Source organism: Polynucleobacter brandtiae (genome assembly GCF_002797575.1).
In the GTDB taxonomy this organism is placed as follows: Bacteria; Pseudomonadota; Gammaproteobacteria; order Burkholderiales; family Burkholderiaceae; genus Polynucleobacter; species Polynucleobacter brandtiae.
The window spans coordinates 263,401-281,685 of record NZ_PGTX01000003.1 but is presented as its reverse complement, the minus strand read 5'-3'; the positions used below and the strand labels follow the sequence as shown (position 1 = coordinate 281,685).

General features: G+C 45.5%; 24 protein-coding genes. 18 read left to right on the top strand and 6 right to left on the bottom strand.

The annotated features are described in order from the left end of the window. Genes B0G85_RS07470 through ptsP form a run of 3 tightly spaced genes read left to right on the top strand, consistent with a single transcriptional unit; the run spans position 1 to position 2,467 of the window. Complete coding sequence (locus B0G85_RS07470; RefSeq protein WP_100379818.1) at positions 1 to 435, top strand: PTS sugar transporter subunit IIA; 435 nt, start codon at positions 1 to 3, stop codon at positions 433 to 435. A gap of 8 nt (positions 436 to 443) precedes the next feature. Then, entirely contained in the window at positions 444 to 713 is a 270-nt protein-coding gene (locus B0G85_RS07465; RefSeq protein WP_100379817.1) for an HPr family phosphocarrier protein, read from the top strand. Positions 714 to 715: 2 nt separating this feature from the next. Continuing rightward, positions 716 to 2,467, top strand: coding sequence for a phosphoenolpyruvate--protein phosphotransferase (gene ptsP / locus B0G85_RS07460; RefSeq protein ID WP_100379816.1), 1,752 nt, complete (start codon positions 716 to 718; stop codon positions 2,465 to 2,467). Here the strand turns inward: ptsP and B0G85_RS07455 are convergent. From B0G85_RS07455 to gpmA, 3 genes are read right to left on the bottom strand one after another with little or no spacing between them, the layout of a single operon-like run. Continuing rightward, positions 2,464 to 3,240: a HesA/MoeB/ThiF family protein gene (locus tag B0G85_RS07455; RefSeq protein WP_100379815.1), complete on the bottom strand. Its 777-nt coding sequence runs from the start codon at positions 3,238 to 3,240 to the stop codon at positions 2,464 to 2,466. The two genes, ptsP and B0G85_RS07455, sit on opposite strands and share 4 nt — an antisense overlap. 27 nt (positions 3,241 to 3,267) lie before the next feature. Continuing rightward, positions 3,268 to 4,701, bottom strand: coding sequence for a S41 family peptidase (locus B0G85_RS07450; RefSeq protein WP_100379814.1), 1,434 nt, complete (start codon positions 4,699 to 4,701; stop codon positions 3,268 to 3,270). 14 nt (positions 4,702 to 4,715) lie between these two features. After that, entirely contained in the window at positions 4,716 to 5,405 is a 690-nt protein-coding gene (gene gpmA, locus B0G85_RS07445) for a 2,3-diphosphoglycerate-dependent phosphoglycerate mutase (protein ID WP_100379813.1), read from the bottom strand. Positions 5,406 to 5,427: 22 nt separating this feature from the next. Between gpmA and B0G85_RS07440 the strand changes: the two genes are divergently transcribed. From B0G85_RS07440 to B0G85_RS07425, 4 genes are read left to right on the top strand one after another with little or no spacing between them, the layout of a single operon-like run. Next, a complete protein-coding gene (locus B0G85_RS07440; RefSeq protein WP_100379812.1) occupies positions 5,428 to 5,841 on the top strand; it encodes a rhodanese-like domain-containing protein in 414 nt (137 codons plus the stop codon). 21 nt (positions 5,842 to 5,862) lie between these two features. Further along, positions 5,863 to 6,117 (top strand): glutaredoxin 3, encoded by a 255-nt coding sequence (gene grxC / locus B0G85_RS07435; protein WP_100379811.1) that lies wholly within the window; start codon positions 5,863 to 5,865, stop codon positions 6,115 to 6,117. Between the two features lie 23 nt (positions 6,118 to 6,140). Then, positions 6,141 to 6,644, top strand: coding sequence for a protein-export chaperone SecB (gene secB / locus B0G85_RS07430; RefSeq protein ID WP_100379810.1), 504 nt, complete (start codon positions 6,141 to 6,143; stop codon positions 6,642 to 6,644). A 22-nt stretch (positions 6,645 to 6,666) separates the two neighbouring features. Further along, on the top strand, positions 6,667 to 7,689 hold the full coding sequence (locus tag B0G85_RS07425; protein ID WP_100379809.1) for an NAD(P)H-dependent glycerol-3-phosphate dehydrogenase: 1,023 nt from the start codon (positions 6,667 to 6,669) through the stop codon (positions 7,687 to 7,689). Between the two features lie 7 nt (positions 7,690 to 7,696). On the opposite strand, the gene trmL is transcribed toward B0G85_RS07425, so the two are convergent. Both trmL and B0G85_RS07415 read right to left on the bottom strand, forming a co-directional pair. Beyond that, positions 7,697 to 8,167: a tRNA (uridine(34)/cytosine(34)/5-carboxymethylaminomethyluridine(34)-2'-O)-methyltransferase TrmL gene (gene trmL, locus B0G85_RS07420; RefSeq protein ID WP_100379808.1), complete on the bottom strand. Its 471-nt coding sequence runs from the start codon at positions 8,165 to 8,167 to the stop codon at positions 7,697 to 7,699. 10 nt (positions 8,168 to 8,177) lie between these two features. Beyond that, positions 8,178 to 8,936 (bottom strand): ComF family protein, encoded by a 759-nt coding sequence (locus B0G85_RS07415; protein WP_100379950.1) that lies wholly within the window; start codon positions 8,934 to 8,936, stop codon positions 8,178 to 8,180. 23 nt (positions 8,937 to 8,959) lie between these two features. Between B0G85_RS07415 and B0G85_RS07410 the strand changes: the two genes are divergently transcribed. The 7 genes from B0G85_RS07410 to B0G85_RS07385 all read left to right on the top strand — a co-directional run bounded on the left by B0G85_RS07410 (position 8,960) and on the right by B0G85_RS07385 (position 14,561). After that, positions 8,960 to 9,763: a methyltransferase domain-containing protein gene (locus tag B0G85_RS07410; RefSeq protein ID WP_100379807.1), complete on the top strand. Its 804-nt coding sequence runs from the start codon at positions 8,960 to 8,962 to the stop codon at positions 9,761 to 9,763. A 180-nt stretch (positions 9,764 to 9,943) separates the two neighbouring features. Further along, positions 9,944 to 11,101 (top strand): cytochrome c oxidase subunit II, encoded by a 1,158-nt coding sequence (gene coxB, locus B0G85_RS07405; RefSeq protein ID WP_100379806.1) that lies wholly within the window; start codon positions 9,944 to 9,946, stop codon positions 11,099 to 11,101. 45 nt (positions 11,102 to 11,146) lie between these two features. Beyond that, positions 11,147 to 12,766 (top strand): cytochrome c oxidase subunit I, encoded by a 1,620-nt coding sequence (gene ctaD, locus B0G85_RS07400; RefSeq protein WP_100379805.1) that lies wholly within the window; start codon positions 11,147 to 11,149, stop codon positions 12,764 to 12,766. After that, the gene (locus B0G85_RS10410) at positions 12,750 to 12,881 is read left to right on the top strand and encodes a cytochrome oxidase small assembly protein (RefSeq protein ID WP_232725984.1); all 132 of its coding nucleotides are present in this window, start codon (positions 12,750 to 12,752) and stop codon (positions 12,879 to 12,881) included. The genes ctaD and B0G85_RS10410 overlap by 17 nt, the downstream gene beginning before the upstream one ends. Positions 12,882 to 12,897: 16 nt before the next feature. Then, on the top strand, positions 12,898 to 13,485 hold the full coding sequence (locus B0G85_RS07395) for a cytochrome c oxidase assembly protein (protein WP_100379804.1): 588 nt from the start codon (positions 12,898 to 12,900) through the stop codon (positions 13,483 to 13,485). Further along, positions 13,482 to 13,676 carry a DUF2970 domain-containing protein gene (locus B0G85_RS07390; protein ID WP_100379803.1) on the top strand — a complete coding sequence of 65 codons (195 nt, stop codon included), beginning with the start codon at positions 13,482 to 13,484 and terminating at the stop codon, positions 13,674 to 13,676. The genes B0G85_RS07395 and B0G85_RS07390 overlap by 4 nt, the downstream gene beginning before the upstream one ends. A 30-nt stretch (positions 13,677 to 13,706) precedes the next feature. Beyond that, positions 13,707 to 14,561 carry a cytochrome c oxidase subunit 3 gene (locus B0G85_RS07385; protein ID WP_100379802.1) on the top strand — a complete coding sequence of 285 codons (855 nt, stop codon included), beginning with the start codon at positions 13,707 to 13,709 and terminating at the stop codon, positions 14,559 to 14,561. Between the two features lie 63 nt (positions 14,562 to 14,624). Here the strand turns inward: B0G85_RS07385 and B0G85_RS07380 are convergent, their stop codons facing one another. Then, positions 14,625 to 14,834 (bottom strand): twin transmembrane helix small protein, encoded by a 210-nt coding sequence (locus B0G85_RS07380; protein WP_100379801.1) that lies wholly within the window; start codon positions 14,832 to 14,834, stop codon positions 14,625 to 14,627. A gap of 14 nt (positions 14,835 to 14,848) precedes the next feature. Between B0G85_RS07380 and B0G85_RS07375 the strand changes: the two genes are divergently transcribed. Genes B0G85_RS07375 through cyoE form a run of 4 tightly spaced genes read left to right on the top strand, consistent with a single transcriptional unit; the run spans position 14,849 to position 18,282 of the window. Continuing rightward, a complete protein-coding gene (locus tag B0G85_RS07375) occupies positions 14,849 to 15,625 on the top strand; it encodes an SURF1 family protein (protein ID WP_100379800.1) in 777 nt (258 codons plus the stop codon). Then, positions 15,588 to 16,286: a redox-active disulfide-containing membrane protein gene (locus B0G85_RS07370; protein ID WP_232725983.1), complete on the top strand. Its 699-nt coding sequence runs from the start codon at positions 15,588 to 15,590 to the stop codon at positions 16,284 to 16,286. Before B0G85_RS07375 ends, B0G85_RS07370 begins: the two co-directional genes overlap by 38 nt. After that, positions 16,283 to 17,392 (top strand): COX15/CtaA family protein, encoded by a 1,110-nt coding sequence (locus B0G85_RS07365; RefSeq protein WP_100379798.1) that lies wholly within the window; start codon positions 16,283 to 16,285, stop codon positions 17,390 to 17,392. Before B0G85_RS07370 ends, B0G85_RS07365 begins: the two co-directional genes overlap by 4 nt. Next, positions 17,389 to 18,282 carry a heme o synthase gene (gene cyoE, locus B0G85_RS07360; protein WP_100379797.1) on the top strand — a complete coding sequence of 298 codons (894 nt, stop codon included), beginning with the start codon at positions 17,389 to 17,391 and terminating at the stop codon, positions 18,280 to 18,282. The genes B0G85_RS07365 and cyoE overlap by 4 nt, the downstream gene beginning before the upstream one ends. Positions 18,283 to 18,285: the final 3 nt, after the last annotated feature.

Genomic DNA, 18,285 nt, shown 5'->3' with positions numbered 1-18,285 from the left:
ATGGTTGGAATCATCATTGTTGCTCACACTCCGGTAGCAAATGCCATGCTGGGATTTGCGGAGCACATATTTGGTTTATTGCCTGAAGGAGTGAGGGCTGTAGATATTCCGCCTTATGAGGATACTAAGGCAAGCTTTGATCGTGTTTTAAAAGCCGCATATGGTGTCGATAACGGCAAGGGCCTATTAATTTTGACGGATGTCATGGGTGCCACACCTGCCAATGTCGCTTCTAAACTAGAGGCATTGGGTCCTCTATCCGGATTGAAGTCCCAGATTATTGTGTTGGCCGGATTAAATCTGCCAATGTTAATGCGCTGCATCTCCCATCGTGGTGAGGGTCTAGAGGAGCTTGCGCAGAAGGCACTCCAAGGTGGCCAGAATGGAATCTTGCGTCTAGGCAGTAAAGCCCAACAAGCAACTACGGAGAAATAATAGTCACTATGCCGGTTATAGAAATAGAAATTATTAATAAACTAGGTTTGCATGCTCGCGCCTCTGCGAAATTATCGCAACTGGCGGCAGCATTTCCCTGTGAAATTTTGTTGTCTCGAAATGGTCGTCAAATTAACGCCAAGAGCATCATGGGTGTGATGATGCTTGCTGCTGGTATCGGCAGCATAGTTACCTTAGAGACCATCGGCGATCAAGCAGATGAGGCAATGACAGCATTAACTGAGCTTATTAATAATCGATTTGGTGAGGGCGAATAACAGTGACTTTTGCTTTGCACGGTATTCCAGTATCGAACGGTATTGCTATTGGCAGAGCTGTGTTGATCTCTCGTGCGGCATTAGAGGTGAGTCACTATTTGATTGAGGTTGGTCAAGAAGAGGCAGAAGCGCAAAGATTGTTAGATGCCTTTGAGCAAGTACGCCTGGAGTTAGCCCAATTACACAAAGGCTTACCCAAAGATGCGCCACAAGAAATGGCTGCATTTTTAGATGTACACGGGATGATCCTAGCTGACCCTGCATTGGCAGAGAAGCCGCTCAAGCTGATTCGGACGCAGCGGTTAAATGCGGCCTGGGCTTTAACGACTGAACTCAATGATCTATTGGAGCAGTTCTCAGAGATTGAGGACACCTATCTCAAAGAGCGGGCGAATGATATTCGTCAGGTAGCAGAGCGTATCCTCAAGGCCCTCAGTTCACAAAAGAAAGAGAATCTAGAGAGCAAGGAGCCGCCATCTTTAAGAGATGTGGGCGTAGATTCTATTATTGTTGCTCATGACATCGCGCCACACGATATGTTGCGATTTAAAGAGCATGCTTTTACGGGTTTTGTAACTGATCTAGGTGGTAAAACATCGCATACTGCAATTGTTGCGAGAAGCATGGAAATACCTGCGGTAGTAGGCGTACGCCACGCTAGCGAGATGATTCGTCATGGCGACTGGTTGGTGGTTGACGGTGAGCACGGTGTTGTTGTCGTTGCTCCTGATGAGCAATTACTGGCCCAATACCGAGTTCTGCAAGCAAAAGCAAAGGCTGAAATTGAGAAGTTACAAGACCTCAAACTGACACCTACTAAAACAGTGGATGATGTAGCCATTGAATTACTAGCCAATATTGAGTTGCCAGAAGATGCGACGCATGCGGTTGATTTAGGCGCTATTGGTGTTGGTTTATTTCGGTCTGAATTCTTATTCATGGATCGCAATCAGGCGCTCCCAGATGAAGAGCGTCAGTATCAAGAGTACCGTCAGGTTGTAGATTTGATGCATGGATTACCTGTCAATATTCGGACGATCGATGTGGGCGCGGATAAGGCCCTAGGCGCAGGCTCTGATTTATCTAAAACAGGTACTTCGCCATTGGGATTACGGGCCATCCGTTGGTCCTTAACCGAGCCAGAAATTTTCCTCACGCAGTTAAGGGCGATCCTACGTGCCTCAGCCTATGGCCAGGCACGCATCATGATTCCGATGTTAGCCCATGTCAAAGAGATTGATGAGACATTACGCCTGATAGAAAAAGCGAAGCAGCAACTACTGCAACGAGGACAAGCTTTTAATCCGAACATTCAAGTGGGTGCGATGATTGAAATTCCAGCGGCCGCTTTAGTGCTTCCCTTGTTTATCAATCGTTTTGACTTCTTGTCTATTGGTACAAATGATTTAATTCAGTACACGTTAGCGATTGATCGATCAGATCATGCAGTGGCACACCTTTACGACCCCTTTCATCCAGCAATTCTGAACTTGCTCTACAACATTATCAATCAGGCAAAGCGTGCGAATATACCTGTAGCAGTCTGTGGCGAAATGGCTGGTGATCCTACGATGACAAAACTATTATTGGGTCTAGGCCTAACGGATTTCTCGATGCACTTCAGTCAATTACTGCTGGTCAAGCGGGAGATTTTGAAAGCTAACGTCGCTGCATTGAAGTCCCGAATTCCAGCACTCTTGATGGCTATAGAGCCACAAGATCAGGCTATTGCCTTAGAAAACTTGATGGCTTAATTCTCGAACGACTTAGTGGGGGTTCGCGCATTCCCACACACCAGACATTCCGGATTTCGAGTAAGTCGAATTTCATCAATTTGTGTATTGTGTGCGTTCCAAAGTAGCATTCTTCCAACTAGTGGCTGACCAAACCCAATGAGTAATTGCAAGGCTTGTGCGGCTTGCATAGTACCAATGATGCCGACTAAAGGAGAGAAGATGCCCATGCTAGAGCAATTTACTTCTTTAAATTGCTCTTGAGGTGAAAAGAGGCAGGCATAACAAGGGGATTTCGTATTTCGAGCATCAAAGACATTGAGCTGTCCATCAAACTTTAATGCTGAGCCAGAAACTAGCGGTACTCGATGATGAAAGCATGCTGCATTGATGATCTGGCGAGTAGCAAAGTTATCCGTGCAATCTAATACGATATCGATGCCGGGTAGCAGCGAGTTGAGTAAAGTCTCAGATGCTTTTTCTTGAATAGCGTGAATGATTAGCTCAGAATTTAAGCCCAGTAGAAACTGCTTTCCCGAATCTACTTTACTTTTCCCAAGAGAATGTTCCGTATGCATGATTTGACGTTGCAGATTAGTCAATTCAACCAGGTCATGGTCTACTAATGTCATTGTTCCAACGCCCGCAGCAGCAAGATAGGGTGCCGCCGCACTACCTAAGCCGCCGGCACCAATAATCAGCACGCGAGCGGCTAGCAGCTTCTCTTGCCCCAGCACATCAATTTCATCTAGCAGTAGATGTCTTGAGTAGCGAAGTAACTGCCCATCATTCATTGAGAAACTGTAATAGTGCTGTGTAGATTACTCAAGCTTAGAAGCAGAGCGCTTTACAGGGTCGCCATTAATAAAAGCCACTGCCTGAGTCAGCATAAAGTCATCCGCACTACCCAGCTCCACTGGTTTTTTGGCCTTATCTTTTTCTTTTTCTTCGGGTGTTTTCTTAGCGTTCTTTTCTTCAATGCGCTGCAACTCTTCGAGTCGACGCTTCTCACGATCAGCAGCCAATTTTTCCTCTGAAGATTGCTTATTGCGTAAGTGCTTCTCACTATCAATCTCACGGGTAATCAATACGTCATCAGGATCGCCATCTTTATTCTGATCAACAGCAATATCCGGTTTGATACCGTAGGCTTGAATAGACTTACCAGTGGGGGTGTAGTAATAAGCAGTAGTGATCTTTAAAGCAGAATCATTCGTTAGGGGGCGTACTGTTTGAACTGATCCTTTGCCAAAGGTAGTCTTACCAATAATGGTTGCACGCTTGTAATCTTGCAAAGCGCCAGCAACAATTTCAGAGGCGGATGCAGAATAGGCATTAACTAAAACAACCATAGGCAATTTTTTAAATATTGCAGGTACTCCGGCTAGAGGATCTCCGGGTTCGCTCAATCGATACATAGCAGGCGTAGCATTAAATATTTGCTTAGAGTCTGCCGTTTGGCCTTTAGTGGAAACGATGACCGCATCTGCAGGTAGAAATGCCGCTGCGACACCAACTGCCCCTTGCAATAGGCCGCCGCCATTATTTCTGAGATCCAGAATAACGCCTTTAAGTTTAGGATCTTGATTGGCAATCTCGGTTAATTTCTTAGCTAAATCAGGAACGGTGCGCTCTTGAAAGCTAGTCACTCTCACCCAAGCGATGTTGTTATCTAAAATCTTCGTTTTTACCGATTGCACTTTAATTTCAGCGCGCGTGATCGTTACTGGGAAACTGCGATCTTCACTCTTACGAAATACTGTTAGGGTAATTTTTGTACCGGGTGCGCCACGCATTGTACGAACGGCTTTATCCAACGACATGCCACGCACGGGCTTGTCGTCTAAGCGGGTAATGAGATCACCCGCTTGGAGGCCGGCACGTGCCGCAGGGCTATCTTCAATTGGATTCAGTACTTTAACCACACCATCTTCAGAGGTGATTTCAATTCCGAGGCCCGCAAACTTACCTGAAGTCTGCTCCTGCATTTCAGAGAAATCTTTTTTGTCTAAATAAGTGGAATGTGGATCAAGACTACTCACCATACCCTTGACGGCATCCGTAAGTAATTGCTTGTCTTCGATTGGCTCAACATATTCGCGCTTGATTTGAGCAAAAACATTCGATAAAGTGCGCAACTCATCTAGGGGCAGTGTTGAACCCTGTTGTGCAGTTGCTGATAGCTGAATGGTTGCTGCAACCCCGGCTATGAGGCCGACAGCAATAAGGGCGAAGTTTTTCATAAATTGGCGCATGTACTAGTTTTACCCTAATCGAGATAAAAATGTTGAATTGGTTTGAGATTGTCATCAAGCTCATAAACAAGTGGAATGCCGTTAGGGACGTTAATTTCCATAATGTCCTGATCAGAGACTTGATCCAAATACTTAATTAAAGAGCGAATACTATTGCCGTGTGCAACTAGTAATACCCGCTTGCCAGCCTTAAGGGCTGGGGCAATGGACTCGTTCCACAAGGGGAGCACGCGCTCGACATTGTCTTTTAAACATTCACCTAAAGGGATGTCACCGGGATTCAATTTTGAATAGCGACGGTCCAGATGCGCATTGCGCTCATCATTAGCTTCCAATAGTGGCGGACGAACATCATAGGAGCGGCGCCAAATATGTACTTGGGCATCCCCATATTGGGCAGCCGTCTCTGCTTTGTTCAGGCCGGTGAGGGCGCCATAGTGACGCTCATTAAGTCTCCAGCTGTGCACAACAGGGAGCCACATTAAATCCATCGTGTCTTGAACATGCCATAAGGTTCTAATGGCCCGCCTTAATACCGAGGTGTAAGCCACATCAAACTCATATCCTGCTTTGCGGAGGTTTTCTCCGGCTGCCAGGGCTTGTTCAGTCCCTTTTGGGGTTAAGTCAACGTCTGCCCAGCCGGTAAAACGGTTTTCGAGGTTCCAGGCGGATTCGCCATGACGAATAAGGACAAGTTGTTTCATAGAGCCATTCTATAATCCGGTGATGAACTTTCTCACACAAATTGATAATTTAGCGCTTATAGCCCTTCTACTAGTATCTGGCTTAGCGCTTTTCCTGCCTACATTATCTACGCTTATTAGCGGAAAAGGCTTGTCTCCTGCTGAGGCGACGATTTGGATAAATCGTCGAAAAGCAGCCGTGGTTGATCTTCGCCCCAATATTGAATTTAAAGCGGGCCACTTACCAGGCGCAAAGAATATATTTGTAGATCAACTGACTGCCAATCTTGAAAAGCTCAAGTTAGACCGTAAAAATCCACTAATTCTGGTTTGCGGAACAGGTGTTAGCTCACGCAAGGCCCTTGCAGAAGTGCAAAAAATGGGTTTTGCAGAGGTAAGCACTTTAGATGGTGGTGTGCAGGCTTGGCAGGCTGCAGCGCTCCCTCTCGTTAAATAATTGATTTCCGGAGACTAAATCATGCCCACAGTGACCATGTATAGCACCCAAGTTTGCCCCTACTGTGTGATGGCAGAAAAGCTCCTACAAAAGAAGGGCGTTACCAATCTTGAGAAAATCTTGATTGATCGCGATCCAGTTCAGCGCGAAACCATGATGACTCGTACAGGTCGTCGCACAGTTCCTCAAATTTACATCGGCGATACCCATGTGGGTGGTTATGACGATCTGGTAGCTTTAGATCGTGCCGGCCAGCTTGACCCATTATTAGCTTAAAAAATTCAATTAGAAAGTTTGCAATGACCGATCAGACCATTCCAGTCCAAGATAATGTGGATAACTCAAAAGAGCCCGGTTTTCGGATTCAACGAATTTATCTCAAAGATTTATCTTTAGAGCAGCCGCATGCACCGCAAATTTTATTGGTTGCAGCAGAGCCCCAGGTTGAGGTTGAGGTAGATGTTGCAGTGACTCGATTGAGCGATGATATTTTTGAAGTGGCTTTGATCGCTACGGTGACTGCTAAGGTGGATGACAAAGCGCTGTTTTTGGTTGAGGCAAAACAAGCAGGTATTTTTGAATTCAACAATATCCCGCCAGAACAAATTGATCCAATGCTTGGTATTGCCTGCCCAACTATTTTGTATCCCTATTTACGCTCAAATATTGCAGACACAATCAGTCGTGCGGGCTTCCAGCCAATCCACTTAAATGAGATGAATTTCCACGGCATGTATGAGCATCGCATGATGCAGGCTCAACTAGCCGCTGTCGAAGAAAGTAAGGGAACCCTCCCTAACTAAGCCGGATAAAAGGTCGCAGACCATGAAAGTGACACTGCTTGGAGCTGGTTCCTGGGGCACTGCTATGGCTGCACAAGCTGCGCGTCACTTGCAGTCAGGCGATGTTTGCTTATGGTCAAGAAGTGCCGGGCAGCTCGAGGGTATTGAGAAGACGGGTGAGAATACCGCTTATCTCCCAAAGGTTTTGTTGCCTCAAGAACTTCGATTAGAGGCGGACTTTCAGCAGGCGATTGAACGGCTTTCTGCAGATGACCTGCTGGTGATAGCCACCCCGATGTCAGGATTGTCAGAAACCGTTGCGCGGGTATTAGATGCTGCGAAACATTCACTGAATATTATTTGGTTATGTAAAGGTCTCGAACCCATCACGACCTTACTGCCACACCAAGTTGTTGAGCGTGAAGATCGGCTACATAGTCGCGGCTTACAACATCAATATGGCGTAGTGTCCGGGCCTAGTTTCGCTCAAGAGGTTGGCAGTGGTATGCCCTGTGCCTTGACGGTAGCGAGTAGATCTGCTGATTTATGTGGCATTGTTCAAGCTGCTTTTCATCATGGCAATATGCGAATTTACGCCAGCGATGATTTGGTTGGCGTTGAATTAGGCGGTGCCATTAAAAATGTACTCGCTATTGCAGCGGGTATCGGTGACGGTTTGGATCTTGGGCTCAATGCAAGAGCTGCAGTATTGACTCGGGGGCTTGCAGAAATGATGCGCCTTGTAAAAGCTGCCGGCGGAAGGCCTGAGACATGTATGGGGCTCACTGGGGTAGGTGATTTAATCTTGACTGCGACAGGCGACTTATCACGTAATCGCCGTGTAGGTCTTGCCTTAGCGGCAGGTAAGTCTTTGCCGGAAATATTAAAGAGCCTAGGACATGTTGCCGAAGGTGTTTTGTGCGCCTCCGCTGTTGCAGATTTAGCCACTCGCTTAGGAGTGGAGATGCCCATTACTGCGATGATGGGTGATGTCTTGTCAGGAAAGTTGGCACCAGATCAGGCTGTGAAAAAATTGATGGGTCGCGATCCCACCGTTGAAACTTAGTTGAGAATCAAGCACCGCCAGTAAGCCCGTTTTGTCTCCATGCTTCATAAACCACAATTGCAACCGTATTGGATAGATTCAAGCTACGACTACTAGCGTACATTGCTAAGCGCATCTGGTTGGGTATTGGTATAGAACTTCGCACCTCATCGCTGATTCCTTTTGTTTCAGAGCCAAAAACAAAATAATCATCCGCCAAGTATTGACCATCATGAAACTTTCCAGAGCCCTTGGTGGTCAATGCAAAAATACGGTCAGGCTTCGGTTGCTCGTCTACCAGAAACTGTTGCCAGTTTGGGTGCACCTTTACCTTGGCGAACTCATGATAGTCGAGTCCAGCCCTACGTAGCTTGGCATCTTCCATAGGAAAACCCAGTGGCTCAATCAAGTGGAGCTTGGCCCCTGTGTTGGCACATAGACGAATAATGTTGCCAGTATTGGGTGGTATTTCTGGTTCGAATAAAACAATGTTGAACATGTTTTGCACTTTAGTTTCTGAGTTGCTTGGAGGATCTTAGTGTTCTCAGTAGAACCCAATTGATAACCCGACGTACGCCATTGTCCTTCAGAACGCGAGCGATCTCGTTCAGGGTGGCTCCGCTAGTCATTACATCGTCAAAAATCACAATGCTACTGCCTTGTAATAATGCTTGATATTGTGGATTGACATAAAACATATCGCGAATCGCTTTATGGCGGTTGATTCTATTTTCAGTAGCTTGATGTTGGGTGTGATGGTGGCGCATTAAAACATGGGCTTGCTTTTTAATATTGACGCCACAATGAATTCTTCTGGCGAGTTCCCAGCTTTGGTTAAAGCCCCTAAAGCAGAGTTTTTCTTGGCTAAGGGGTACAGGAAAGAGGAAGTCGGCTTCAATAGCCTGAAGCGGCTCCATCATTCGCTCATTCCATGCCATTGCCAGCCCATAAGCACAGGCTAGGCGGCGTTGATATTTCAATTGATGTAATGCCGCTTGCAGTATTCCGTCATATCGATCTAAGCAGTATGTCTCATCAAAAAATGGTGGGTTCAGCAGGCACTCTTGACAGCATTTCTGCGCGAGTTCGCTTGCAGTCATGGTAATGCCGCATTTTTGGCAGCACTCGTAGTGATAGAGCTGATTTTCTGCCAATAGCGCACTGCAATAAAGGCAAAGTGCTTGTTCTTGATAATGCCCACAGACGATGCAGGCGTGTGGCAATAGATGTGCACAAAAGGCTTGGACAATGTTCTCGAATCGGCGCATGGGGCGCTGAGTATACTCACGCAATGACCCAATCAATAGCATGGCTTCAAGACGAAATTGCAGACCGAATGCTGCAAAAATTAGACATCGTGAAGTTAGAGGTAAAGGATGTCTTAGTGCTTCCAGATTTCCTAGGTCTGCATGCGCACTTTCTTTCAAAGCGTTTTCCGGGCGTACGTTTTCATAGTGCCCCAGAGTCAGGAATATCCGGTTTTGCCCGTTGGAAATTCAGGGTGAGGCGCTGGTGGAATTCTCGATTCAGGGCAGGGACATTTGTCTCAATGTCGGATTATGAAAAAACAGGTCGCATTGGGCTTCCTGACCATTCTGTTGATTTGGTTTTCAGTACTTTGTTGATCCAAGATCTTCCTGACCCAAAGTATTTCTTGCGGGAGTGTTGGAGGGTGCTGAAAGAGGGTGGCTTACTCTCATTTAGCTATCTTGGCCCCGATACCGGAAAGGAGCTGCATGTTGTGGGTTTGGCTGAACTGATGCCTACCCAGCAATTGGCTAGCCCGTGGGATATGCATGACATGGGGGATGCCCTGCTTGGGGAGCGCTTTTCTGATCCTGTGATGGACATGGAGTTTCTCCATTTGGAATATGTTGCTGATGAACTCCTGATCACTGATGCGATAGCGTTAAAGTTGGTTTCATCGTTGGGCGACAGAATTTCAAGGGTGGCAGATTTACCCAAAAAACTCACCTTGGAAATAGTTTATGGGCATGCTTGGGCACTTGGCAAACACCTGGCCAAGGTACAAGATCACATCGCTTATATCGATCCAAAGCAAATACAACGCAAGACAACAATTGATTCTAATTGAGTGTGAGTGTTTACTATCTATATAAGCTTTATGAGGCCTGAAGACTGTCAGTGTTGCTGGGTTTGTTACAAAGCTTAAATAACCCTATAATCTTGGTACTAGTTATTAGATCGAAATCGTTCTTTTGGATCACCTGAAGCAGGATTGCTACAGACTTTAAGACAACAAACAGAGAATAAGATGAATTTATTTGGAAAAGTCACTAGAGCATTGCTCTATTTAGTAGGCGCATTTGGTGCTGCAATGGCAGTTGCTTCCGAGAATATGCCGGGTGGCCCACAGGTAATGCAGCTCAATTTTGCTGCACCTGCAACAAAAATTATGCAAGAGATTCATTGGCTACATTGGATGATGTTGGTTATTTGCGCAGTAATTTTTGTTGGCGTATTTGGCGTGATGTTTTATTCAATCCTCAAACACCGCAAATCATTGGGTGCAAAATCTGCCTCATTTCACGAAAGTACCACTGTCGAAATTATTTGGACAGTCATTCCATTGCTTATCGTCATTGGAATGGCATTACCAGCAACCAAGACGGTGGTTGCTATGAAAGACACCACCAATTCAGATATCACCATCAAGACCACTGGATATCAGTGGAAATGGGGATACGACTACATCAAAGGCGAAGGCGAAGGAATTAACTTCCTCTCCACATTGTCGACATCCCGTGAATCAATCAACAACCTCGCGCCCAAATCAAATACCTATTTGATGGAAGTTGATAAAGAAATGGTTGTCCCAGTTGGCAAAAAAATTCGTTTAATTACTACGGCTAACGACGTTATTCATGCATGGACAATTCCAGCATTCGGCGTAAAGCAAGATGCCATTCCTGGATTTGTTCGCGATACTTGGTTCAGAGCAGAAAAAATCGGTACCTTCCGCGGGCAATGTTCAGAGTTATGCGGTGCCCAGCATGCGTTTATGCCGATTGTTGTCCGCGTAGTTTCGCCAGAAGATTACACCGCATGGGTTGCAGAGAAGAAAAAAGAAATGGCGGCAGCCTCAGATGATCCATCTAAGGTTTACACGCTAGATGAGCAAAAAGAGCGCGGCGCCAAAGTGTATGCCGCAAATTGTGCTGCATGCCACCAGCCAAACGGTAAGGGCGCGGGCACATTCCCTGCTCTAGATGCCAGTAAAGTTGTATTGGGTCCCAAAGAAGGGCAATACAACATTTTGTTGAACGGCAAAAATGCAATGCCGAAATGGTCTGGTGTGATTTCTGATGGCGATATTGCTGCGGTCATTACCTATACCCGTAACGCATGGGGTAATAAGACGGGTGAAGTAATTCAGACTCAAGACATCGTTGTTACACGCGCAGGCAAATAATTCTTTTTATTAATTGATAGACATTAAATTAAACCGGAGTAATCCATGAGCACAGTCTCTACAACACACGACCACGCACACGATCACGCACATGATGACCACACGCCGCATGGATGGCGTCGTTGGTTATTTGCTACCAACCATAAAGATATCGGTACGATGTATCTGATTTTTTCTTTTGTTAGTTTGTTAGCTGGTGGCGTAATGGCTTTAGGTATTCGTCTGGAGTTATTCCAGCCGGGCCTCCAGTTTTTCCGCCCCGAGTTTTTTAATCAGCTTACAACCATGCATGGTCTTGTTATGGTTTTCGGTGCGATCATGCCGGCATTTGTGGGATTTGCAAACTGGATGGTTCCATTGCAAATTGGTGCCTCTGACATGGCTTTTGCCCGTATGAATAACTTTAGCTTCTGGATCCTGCCAGTGGCCGCATGTTTACTGTTTGGTTCATTCTTAGCTCCTGGCGGTGCTCCTGCCGGTGGTTGGACTTTATATGCGCCATTGACATCACAGATGGGGCCAGGCCTAGATATGGCTATTTTTGCCCTCCATTTGTTGGGCGCTTCTTCGATCATGGGCTCGATCAATATCATCGTTACCATTTTGAACATGCGCGCCCCCGGTTTGACATTGATGAAAATGCCCATGTTTTGCTGGACTTGGTTGATTACGGCTTACTTGTTAATTGCTGTAATGCCAGTATTGGCTGGCGCAATCACAATGGTGTTGACAGACCGTCATTTTGGTACATCCTTCTTCTCTGCAGTCGGTGGCGGTGATCCGATCATGTTCCAGCACATTTTCTGGTTCTTCGGTCATCCTGAGGTTTACATCATGATTCTTCCAGCTTTTGGAATCGTGAGTGAGATTATTCCTGCATTCTCCAGAAAAACCCTGTTTGGTTACAGCTCAATGGTTTACGCAACTTCATCCATTGCAATTCTGTCCTTCATTGTTTGGGCTCACCATATGTTTGCAACAGGCATGCCAGTAACTGGTCAACTGTTCTTCATGTATGCCACGATGTTGATCGCAGTTCCAACGGGTGTGAAGATTTTTAATTGGGTTGCAACAATGTGGAAAGGGTCTATGACCTTTGAAACCCCGATGTTATGGGCGGTCGGCTTTATTTTCGTATTTACTATGGGCGGTTTCACTGGTTTGATTTTGGCACTAGCGCCAATTGATATTGGTGCGCAGGATACCTATTATGTGGTTGCCCATTTCCACTACGTTTTAGTTGCTGGATCGCTATTTGCGATGTTTGCTGGCTTCTACTACTGGTGTCCAAAGTGGACTGGCTATATGGCCAATGAGACGCGTGGCAAGATCCACTTCTGGACATCCATGATTTTCTTTAATATTACTTTCTTCCCAATGCATTTCTTAGGTCTTGCGGGTATGCCACGTCGTTATGCAGACTACCCAACACAGTTTGCTGATTTCAACATGGTTGCTTCTATTGGCGCACTTGGTTTTGGTTTATCTCAGGTGTACTTCTTGGTATTTGTTGTGATGCCAGCTTATCGTGGCCATGGTGAAAAAGCACCTATGAAGCCATGGGATGGTGCTAAAGGTTTAGAGTGGACTATTCCATCGCCAGCGCCACATCACACTTTTGAAACACCTCCTGATGCCAAAGAGTTACATGCAGCAGGAATCTAAGCAGACACTCAAAGAGATCCAATCTGCGAATAATCGTAGATTGGGTTTCATTCTATTGAGTGTTGCGATCATTTTCTTTATTGGTATTTTGATCAAGCGGAGTATGTTGGGTTAATCCCCAATCATCACGTATGTCAGCTATTGCATCTTTAAACCGCCAAATTCTACTGAAGCTGCTCATTGCTGCAGTGATGATGTTTGGGTTTGGGTATGCTTTGGTACCCATGTATAAAGCTTTGTGCGAAGTTACCGGCATCAATGTAGTGACCAGTAAAAATGATTACGGTACACGTGCCTTCAGTGCAAATAAAGTGGGTAATACCCAAGTTGACTATTCGCGTAAGGTCACTATCGAGTTTGACTCGAATAGTCGTGGACCATTTACCTTTAAGCCGGTGAAGAACTATTTAGAAGTTCATCCCGGTGAAATGACAGAGATTGTGTACGAGGTGACCAATAATTTAGGTCGCTCAGTAAAAGCCCAAGCGATTCCGAGTTACGCCCCAAAAACCGCGACTGAATTTTTTACTAAGCTGGAGTGCTTTTGCTTTCAGGAGCAAACATTGACAGCTAATGAGATGAGAAAGATGCCGGTAGTATTTGTGATTGATGCGGGATTGCCTGCGGATGTCAAAACGATTACCCTCTCATATACTTTTTTTGAATTAGGTGTTGGTCAGCAGCCTGCTGGGTCAACTACCCCAAAGTCTAAGTCATGAAAAAGAAAAGTAGTTTTTTGCAGTCCATGAAAGCGGTGTTGTGGGGCTTTTTAGGCGTGCGAAAGCAGTCAGGTTTGCAGGAGGATGTTGCCTCATTGAGTTTTGTGCACATCATCATTGCTGGTGTTATTGGCGCCCTTATTTTTATGAGCGTATTACTGCTCATTGTTAAAGCTGTTGTATCCCATTGATTATTTTTTTGATTGAATAGAGAGAGTCAGATGTCATCCAATTCAACCCCATACTATTTTGTTCCTGGGCTATCAAGCCACCCTGTAATGGCGGCACTTGGTCTTGTAGCCTTCGGTTTTGGTATGTCAGGCTGGGTAAACCAAGCCTCATGGGGAGGACCCGTCACCGCTGTGGGCGTGCTTTGGGTTTTGTTTGTACTTTATCAGTGGTTTGGCGATACGATTTCTGAAGCTAACTCTGGAAAGAATGGCATTAACGTTGACGTATCGTATCGCTGGTCAATGGCCTGGTTTATCTTCTCTGAGATCATGTTCTTTGCAGCCTTCTTTTCTGCTTTGTTTTATGCTCGTAATATTGCAATGCCTTGGATGGGTGATGTAGAAAGTAAGTTGATCTGGCCTAATTTCACGGCGGTATGGCCTAACGACGGCCCAGCTGGACTGGTAGAGAAATTTACTACGATGGGCCCATGGCCGATTCCAACTATTAATACTTTATTGCTATTGAGCTCCGGTGTCACTATCACGATTGCCCACCACGCCATTGTGCAAAATCACATGAAGAAAGCCATTATTGGTTTGGCTGCTACCGTAGGTTTGGGTGTTATTTTCTTGGGTTTCCAAGTTTATGAGTACTACCATGCTTATCATGAACTCAATCTGAAGCTGACCTCTGGTATTTATGGCTCAACCTTCTTTATGTTGACTGGCTTTCATGGCTTTCATGTCTTCTTAGGCGGAACGATCTTGGCCATCGTATTACGCCGGATGATTCGCGGTGACTTTACGGCTGACAATCATTTTGCGTTTGAAGGTGCTGCATGGTACTGGCACTTTGTAGACGTGGTCTGGTTAGGCTTATACATCGCAGTGTATTGGATGTAGAGAAACCAATAATCGGGGCATGTAGCCCCGATTTAATTTAGATTGGCGTTTCTTGCTGATGCATCAAGTGCCAACGCGAATCCCAGTAGCTTCGATGTATCCAAAGTAGTGTGCAATCAAAATGCCTAGAAAGAGCAAAACAGAAAGCCCAATTCGTAGGGTAAGGGAGTGCACCATTCTAGAGTTACTACCTTTATCTTTCATCATGAAGTAAAGGGCAGAGCCTAAACTCCCTACAATCATTAGTAGTGCAATTGGAATTACCCACTTCATCTTAAAGTCCTCAATTGAATATTTTTTCTGGCTTCATTACTTCTCGCATAGTTGCTACTGTATCAGCCTTAGCAGTAATTGCGATAGGCTGTGCAGCAGGGGTCTGGCAGCTCAATAGGGCTGAACAGAAGATTCAGTTAGGAAATTCTTTGGCTGCTAAGCAGCAGATGTCGGTACTAAACGCAAATAGCAGTCATTTGACTTCAGAAGATGCTAAGGAGCGTCGCATAGTCGCTCGAGGATCCTTCTTGCCAGATGAGGCGATTTGGCTTGATAACCGCCCTAGACCAGTTCCAGAAGGGGGCCAGGGTAATGCTGCTCAGTCAGGATTTTTTGTGATGATGCCCCTCAAACTCGATGGACAAAAAACCATCTTATGGGTGAACCGTGGATGGGCGCCTCGGAATAGCTTCAATCGCATTGACTTACCTGCCATTCATACAGACAGCCAGGTTATCGAGATTGAAGGTATTGCATTTGCCCATCCCGGGAAAGTATTTGAGCTGGGTCAAAAAGGATCTTCCAATGTCAGGCCTCGTATTGAACAAAACTTTGATTTGCTTGCTGAAGCAAAAAATCATCAGAGGGAGCAGTTGCCCTTCATTGTTAGGGAAATTGACCCTAATAAAAAGGATGGATTAGTCAGGGAATGGCCTTTGCCAACAAATGGAGTCGATCGCCATTATGCTTATGCTTTTCAATGGTTTGCATTAGCGTTATGTGGATTCTTATTTTGGCTTGTCAGCGGCTTTATTGGATATCGGCGTCTACGGAAAAATTTTGGAGGCTAAAGTGAGTGATCAAGAGTTATTAATTCCAGCATCGCAGACAGATTCATCAGAAATCAATGCGCGCACGAGGCGCGGTAGGTTTCAGATGCTCTTTTTATTGCTTGCCTGTGCTGCCCCAGTCATTGCATCTTACCTAGCCTATTACGTTTTTAAGCCAGAAGGCGCCAAGACAAACTTTGGTACCTTTGTGCAGCCTGCCCAAGAAATGAATGCCGCCTGGTTCGATATGCCATTTAATGGCAAGTGGACATTGCTGGTAGCTCGGCCAGCTAGCGAGTGCACCATCAAAGATGAATCTTGTTTAGAGGCGCTATTTTTAATGCGACAGGTACGTGTAGCTATGGGTCGTGAAAGTGGGCGCGTGCAACTAGTTTGGGTCAATACCGATGGAAAAAAGGTAGATGCTGAGGTATCGACGGCATATGATGAGCAGAATGCTGGTTTTAAGATTATTAATGCTCCTTCAGATCCTCAATTAAAAGCTCAATTCTTAGAGTGGCTTAATCGAGAGGGTGCCGGGCAAAAGATTCAGTTGATTGATCCTAGTCCTGCCAAGATGATGTATTTCCCCATTACAAATTCGCCCAAAGAATTTGGAAGTATTAAGAAAGATTTAGAAAAATTACTGCGCTTAAACCGTAAAGGTGAGAACTTGCAATGAATGGTTTTTTCTTGCTTGCTGAGCTAGCGGCGATTGCAATTATTTTTGCAGGAATACCATTACTTTATGTATGGAGAAGGCCGGGCTATAGTCTGTTTCAGAAACTCAATTGGGTTTTGGTTTTTATGGTGTTTGACCTCATTGTCTTCGGTGCATTTACACGACTTTCTGATTCTGGACTGGGTTGCCCAGATTGGCCCGGCTGTTACGGTACATCAAATCCTTGGCACGCTCTCGGAGAGATTCAGTTAGCTGAGGCGGCGATGCCCACTGGTCCAGTCACCGTGTTGAAGGCTTGGATTGAGATGATTCATCGGTATTTAGCAATGACAGTAGGTGCTCTAATATTGATTCAATTAGGCTTAGCCTTTAGTAAGATTAAAAGTATGGGCAAGGGCCCTTTACTAGGTAGCTTTGCGCTCTTGTTGCTAGTGTGTATTCAGGGTGCATTTGGTGCTTGGACAGTCACTCTGAAGCTGCAGCCAATTATTGTCACTATTCATTTAATGTTGGCTTTAGTTCTGTTGTCCTGCTTGACGGTCTATGCCCAGAGAAATCAGCAGCTGCTAGCAAAACCAAAGCTCATATCTGGAAAATTATTATTCATTGCTTTTGTTGTTCTGGCGATGCAAACATTCCTAGGTGCTTGGGTCAGTACTAACTATGCCGTGTTGGCTTGCCCTGATTTTCCGACTTGTATGGGCACGTTCATGCCAGAGACTGCTTGGAAAGAAGGCTTCTCTGTATGGCGTGAACTAGGTATGAATGCCCAAGGTGAATATCTCTCTCCCATTGCTTTACAAACTATTCATTGGGCGCATCGTGTATTTGCTATTGGCGTAATGGCGGTTCTAGGATATTTGGGTATCAGTATCCTGCGGATCTCTCATGACGTACCAGAATTACGACGTATTGCTCAGTTACTTTTGGCGCTACTTATATTGCAGGTATTAACTGGCATTTCTAATGTTGTATTTCAGTGGCCACTCATTGCGGCTCTGATGCATACCGCCGGCTCTGCTGCGCTAGTATTTTGCTTGGTGAGAATGAGTCAATGGTCTTCTTGGACTCGGTCTATTGGGGTTAAGATGGCTAAATTATTATGAGCAGCTCCAAAACCTCTCCTCCTGAGTCAATGCCACGCTGGCGTCAATACTGGGTATTGACCAAGCCTCGCGTAACCCAGTTAGCCGTCTTCTGTGCAGTCATTGGCATGTTCTTAGCTACGCCAGGAATGGTTCCTTATCCAGTGCTGATTGGCGGTGCTGTGGGCATTTGGTTGTTGGCAGGTGCTGCGTTTGCAATGAATTGTTTGATTGAGCAAGCGGTGGATGCCAAGATGAAGCGTACTGCTTGGAGACCTTCTGCTACTGGTGAGGTGACCCCTTTCCATATCGTTATTTTTGCGATTGTGCTGGGCGCTTTGGGCATGGTTATATTGTGGAACTTCTGTAATCCATTAACGATGTGGCTGACCGTTGCCACCTTTGTGGGTTACGCAGTTATTTACACTTGGTTACTAAAACCAGCGACCCCTCAGAATATTGTGATTGGCGGCTTATCTGGCGCGATGCCACCGGCCCTCGGTTGGGCTGCCGTAACTAATGGGCTTTCTGCAGAAGCATGGCTATTGGTGTTAATCATTTTTGTTTGGACGCCCCCGCACTTTTGGGCTCTTGCTTTGTATCGCCGTGATGATTATGTGCAGTCCGGGCTACCGATGTTGCCAGTGACGCATGGTGAGCGCTTTACCTTGCTTAATATTTTGTTGTATACCTTGATATTGATTGCGGCTACTTTGTTGCCCTATATTTACGGTATGAGTGGTCTTGTATATTTAGTTTCAGCGTTGATATTGGGTTTGATATTTTTAGCGTATGTGATTGCTTTATTTGTTTCTTACAGTGACGGTCTGGCAAAAAAGACTTTTCACTTTTCGATTACCTATTTATCGCTGTTGTTTGCAGCACTTCTGATAGACCACTACTTTCTCTAAAAT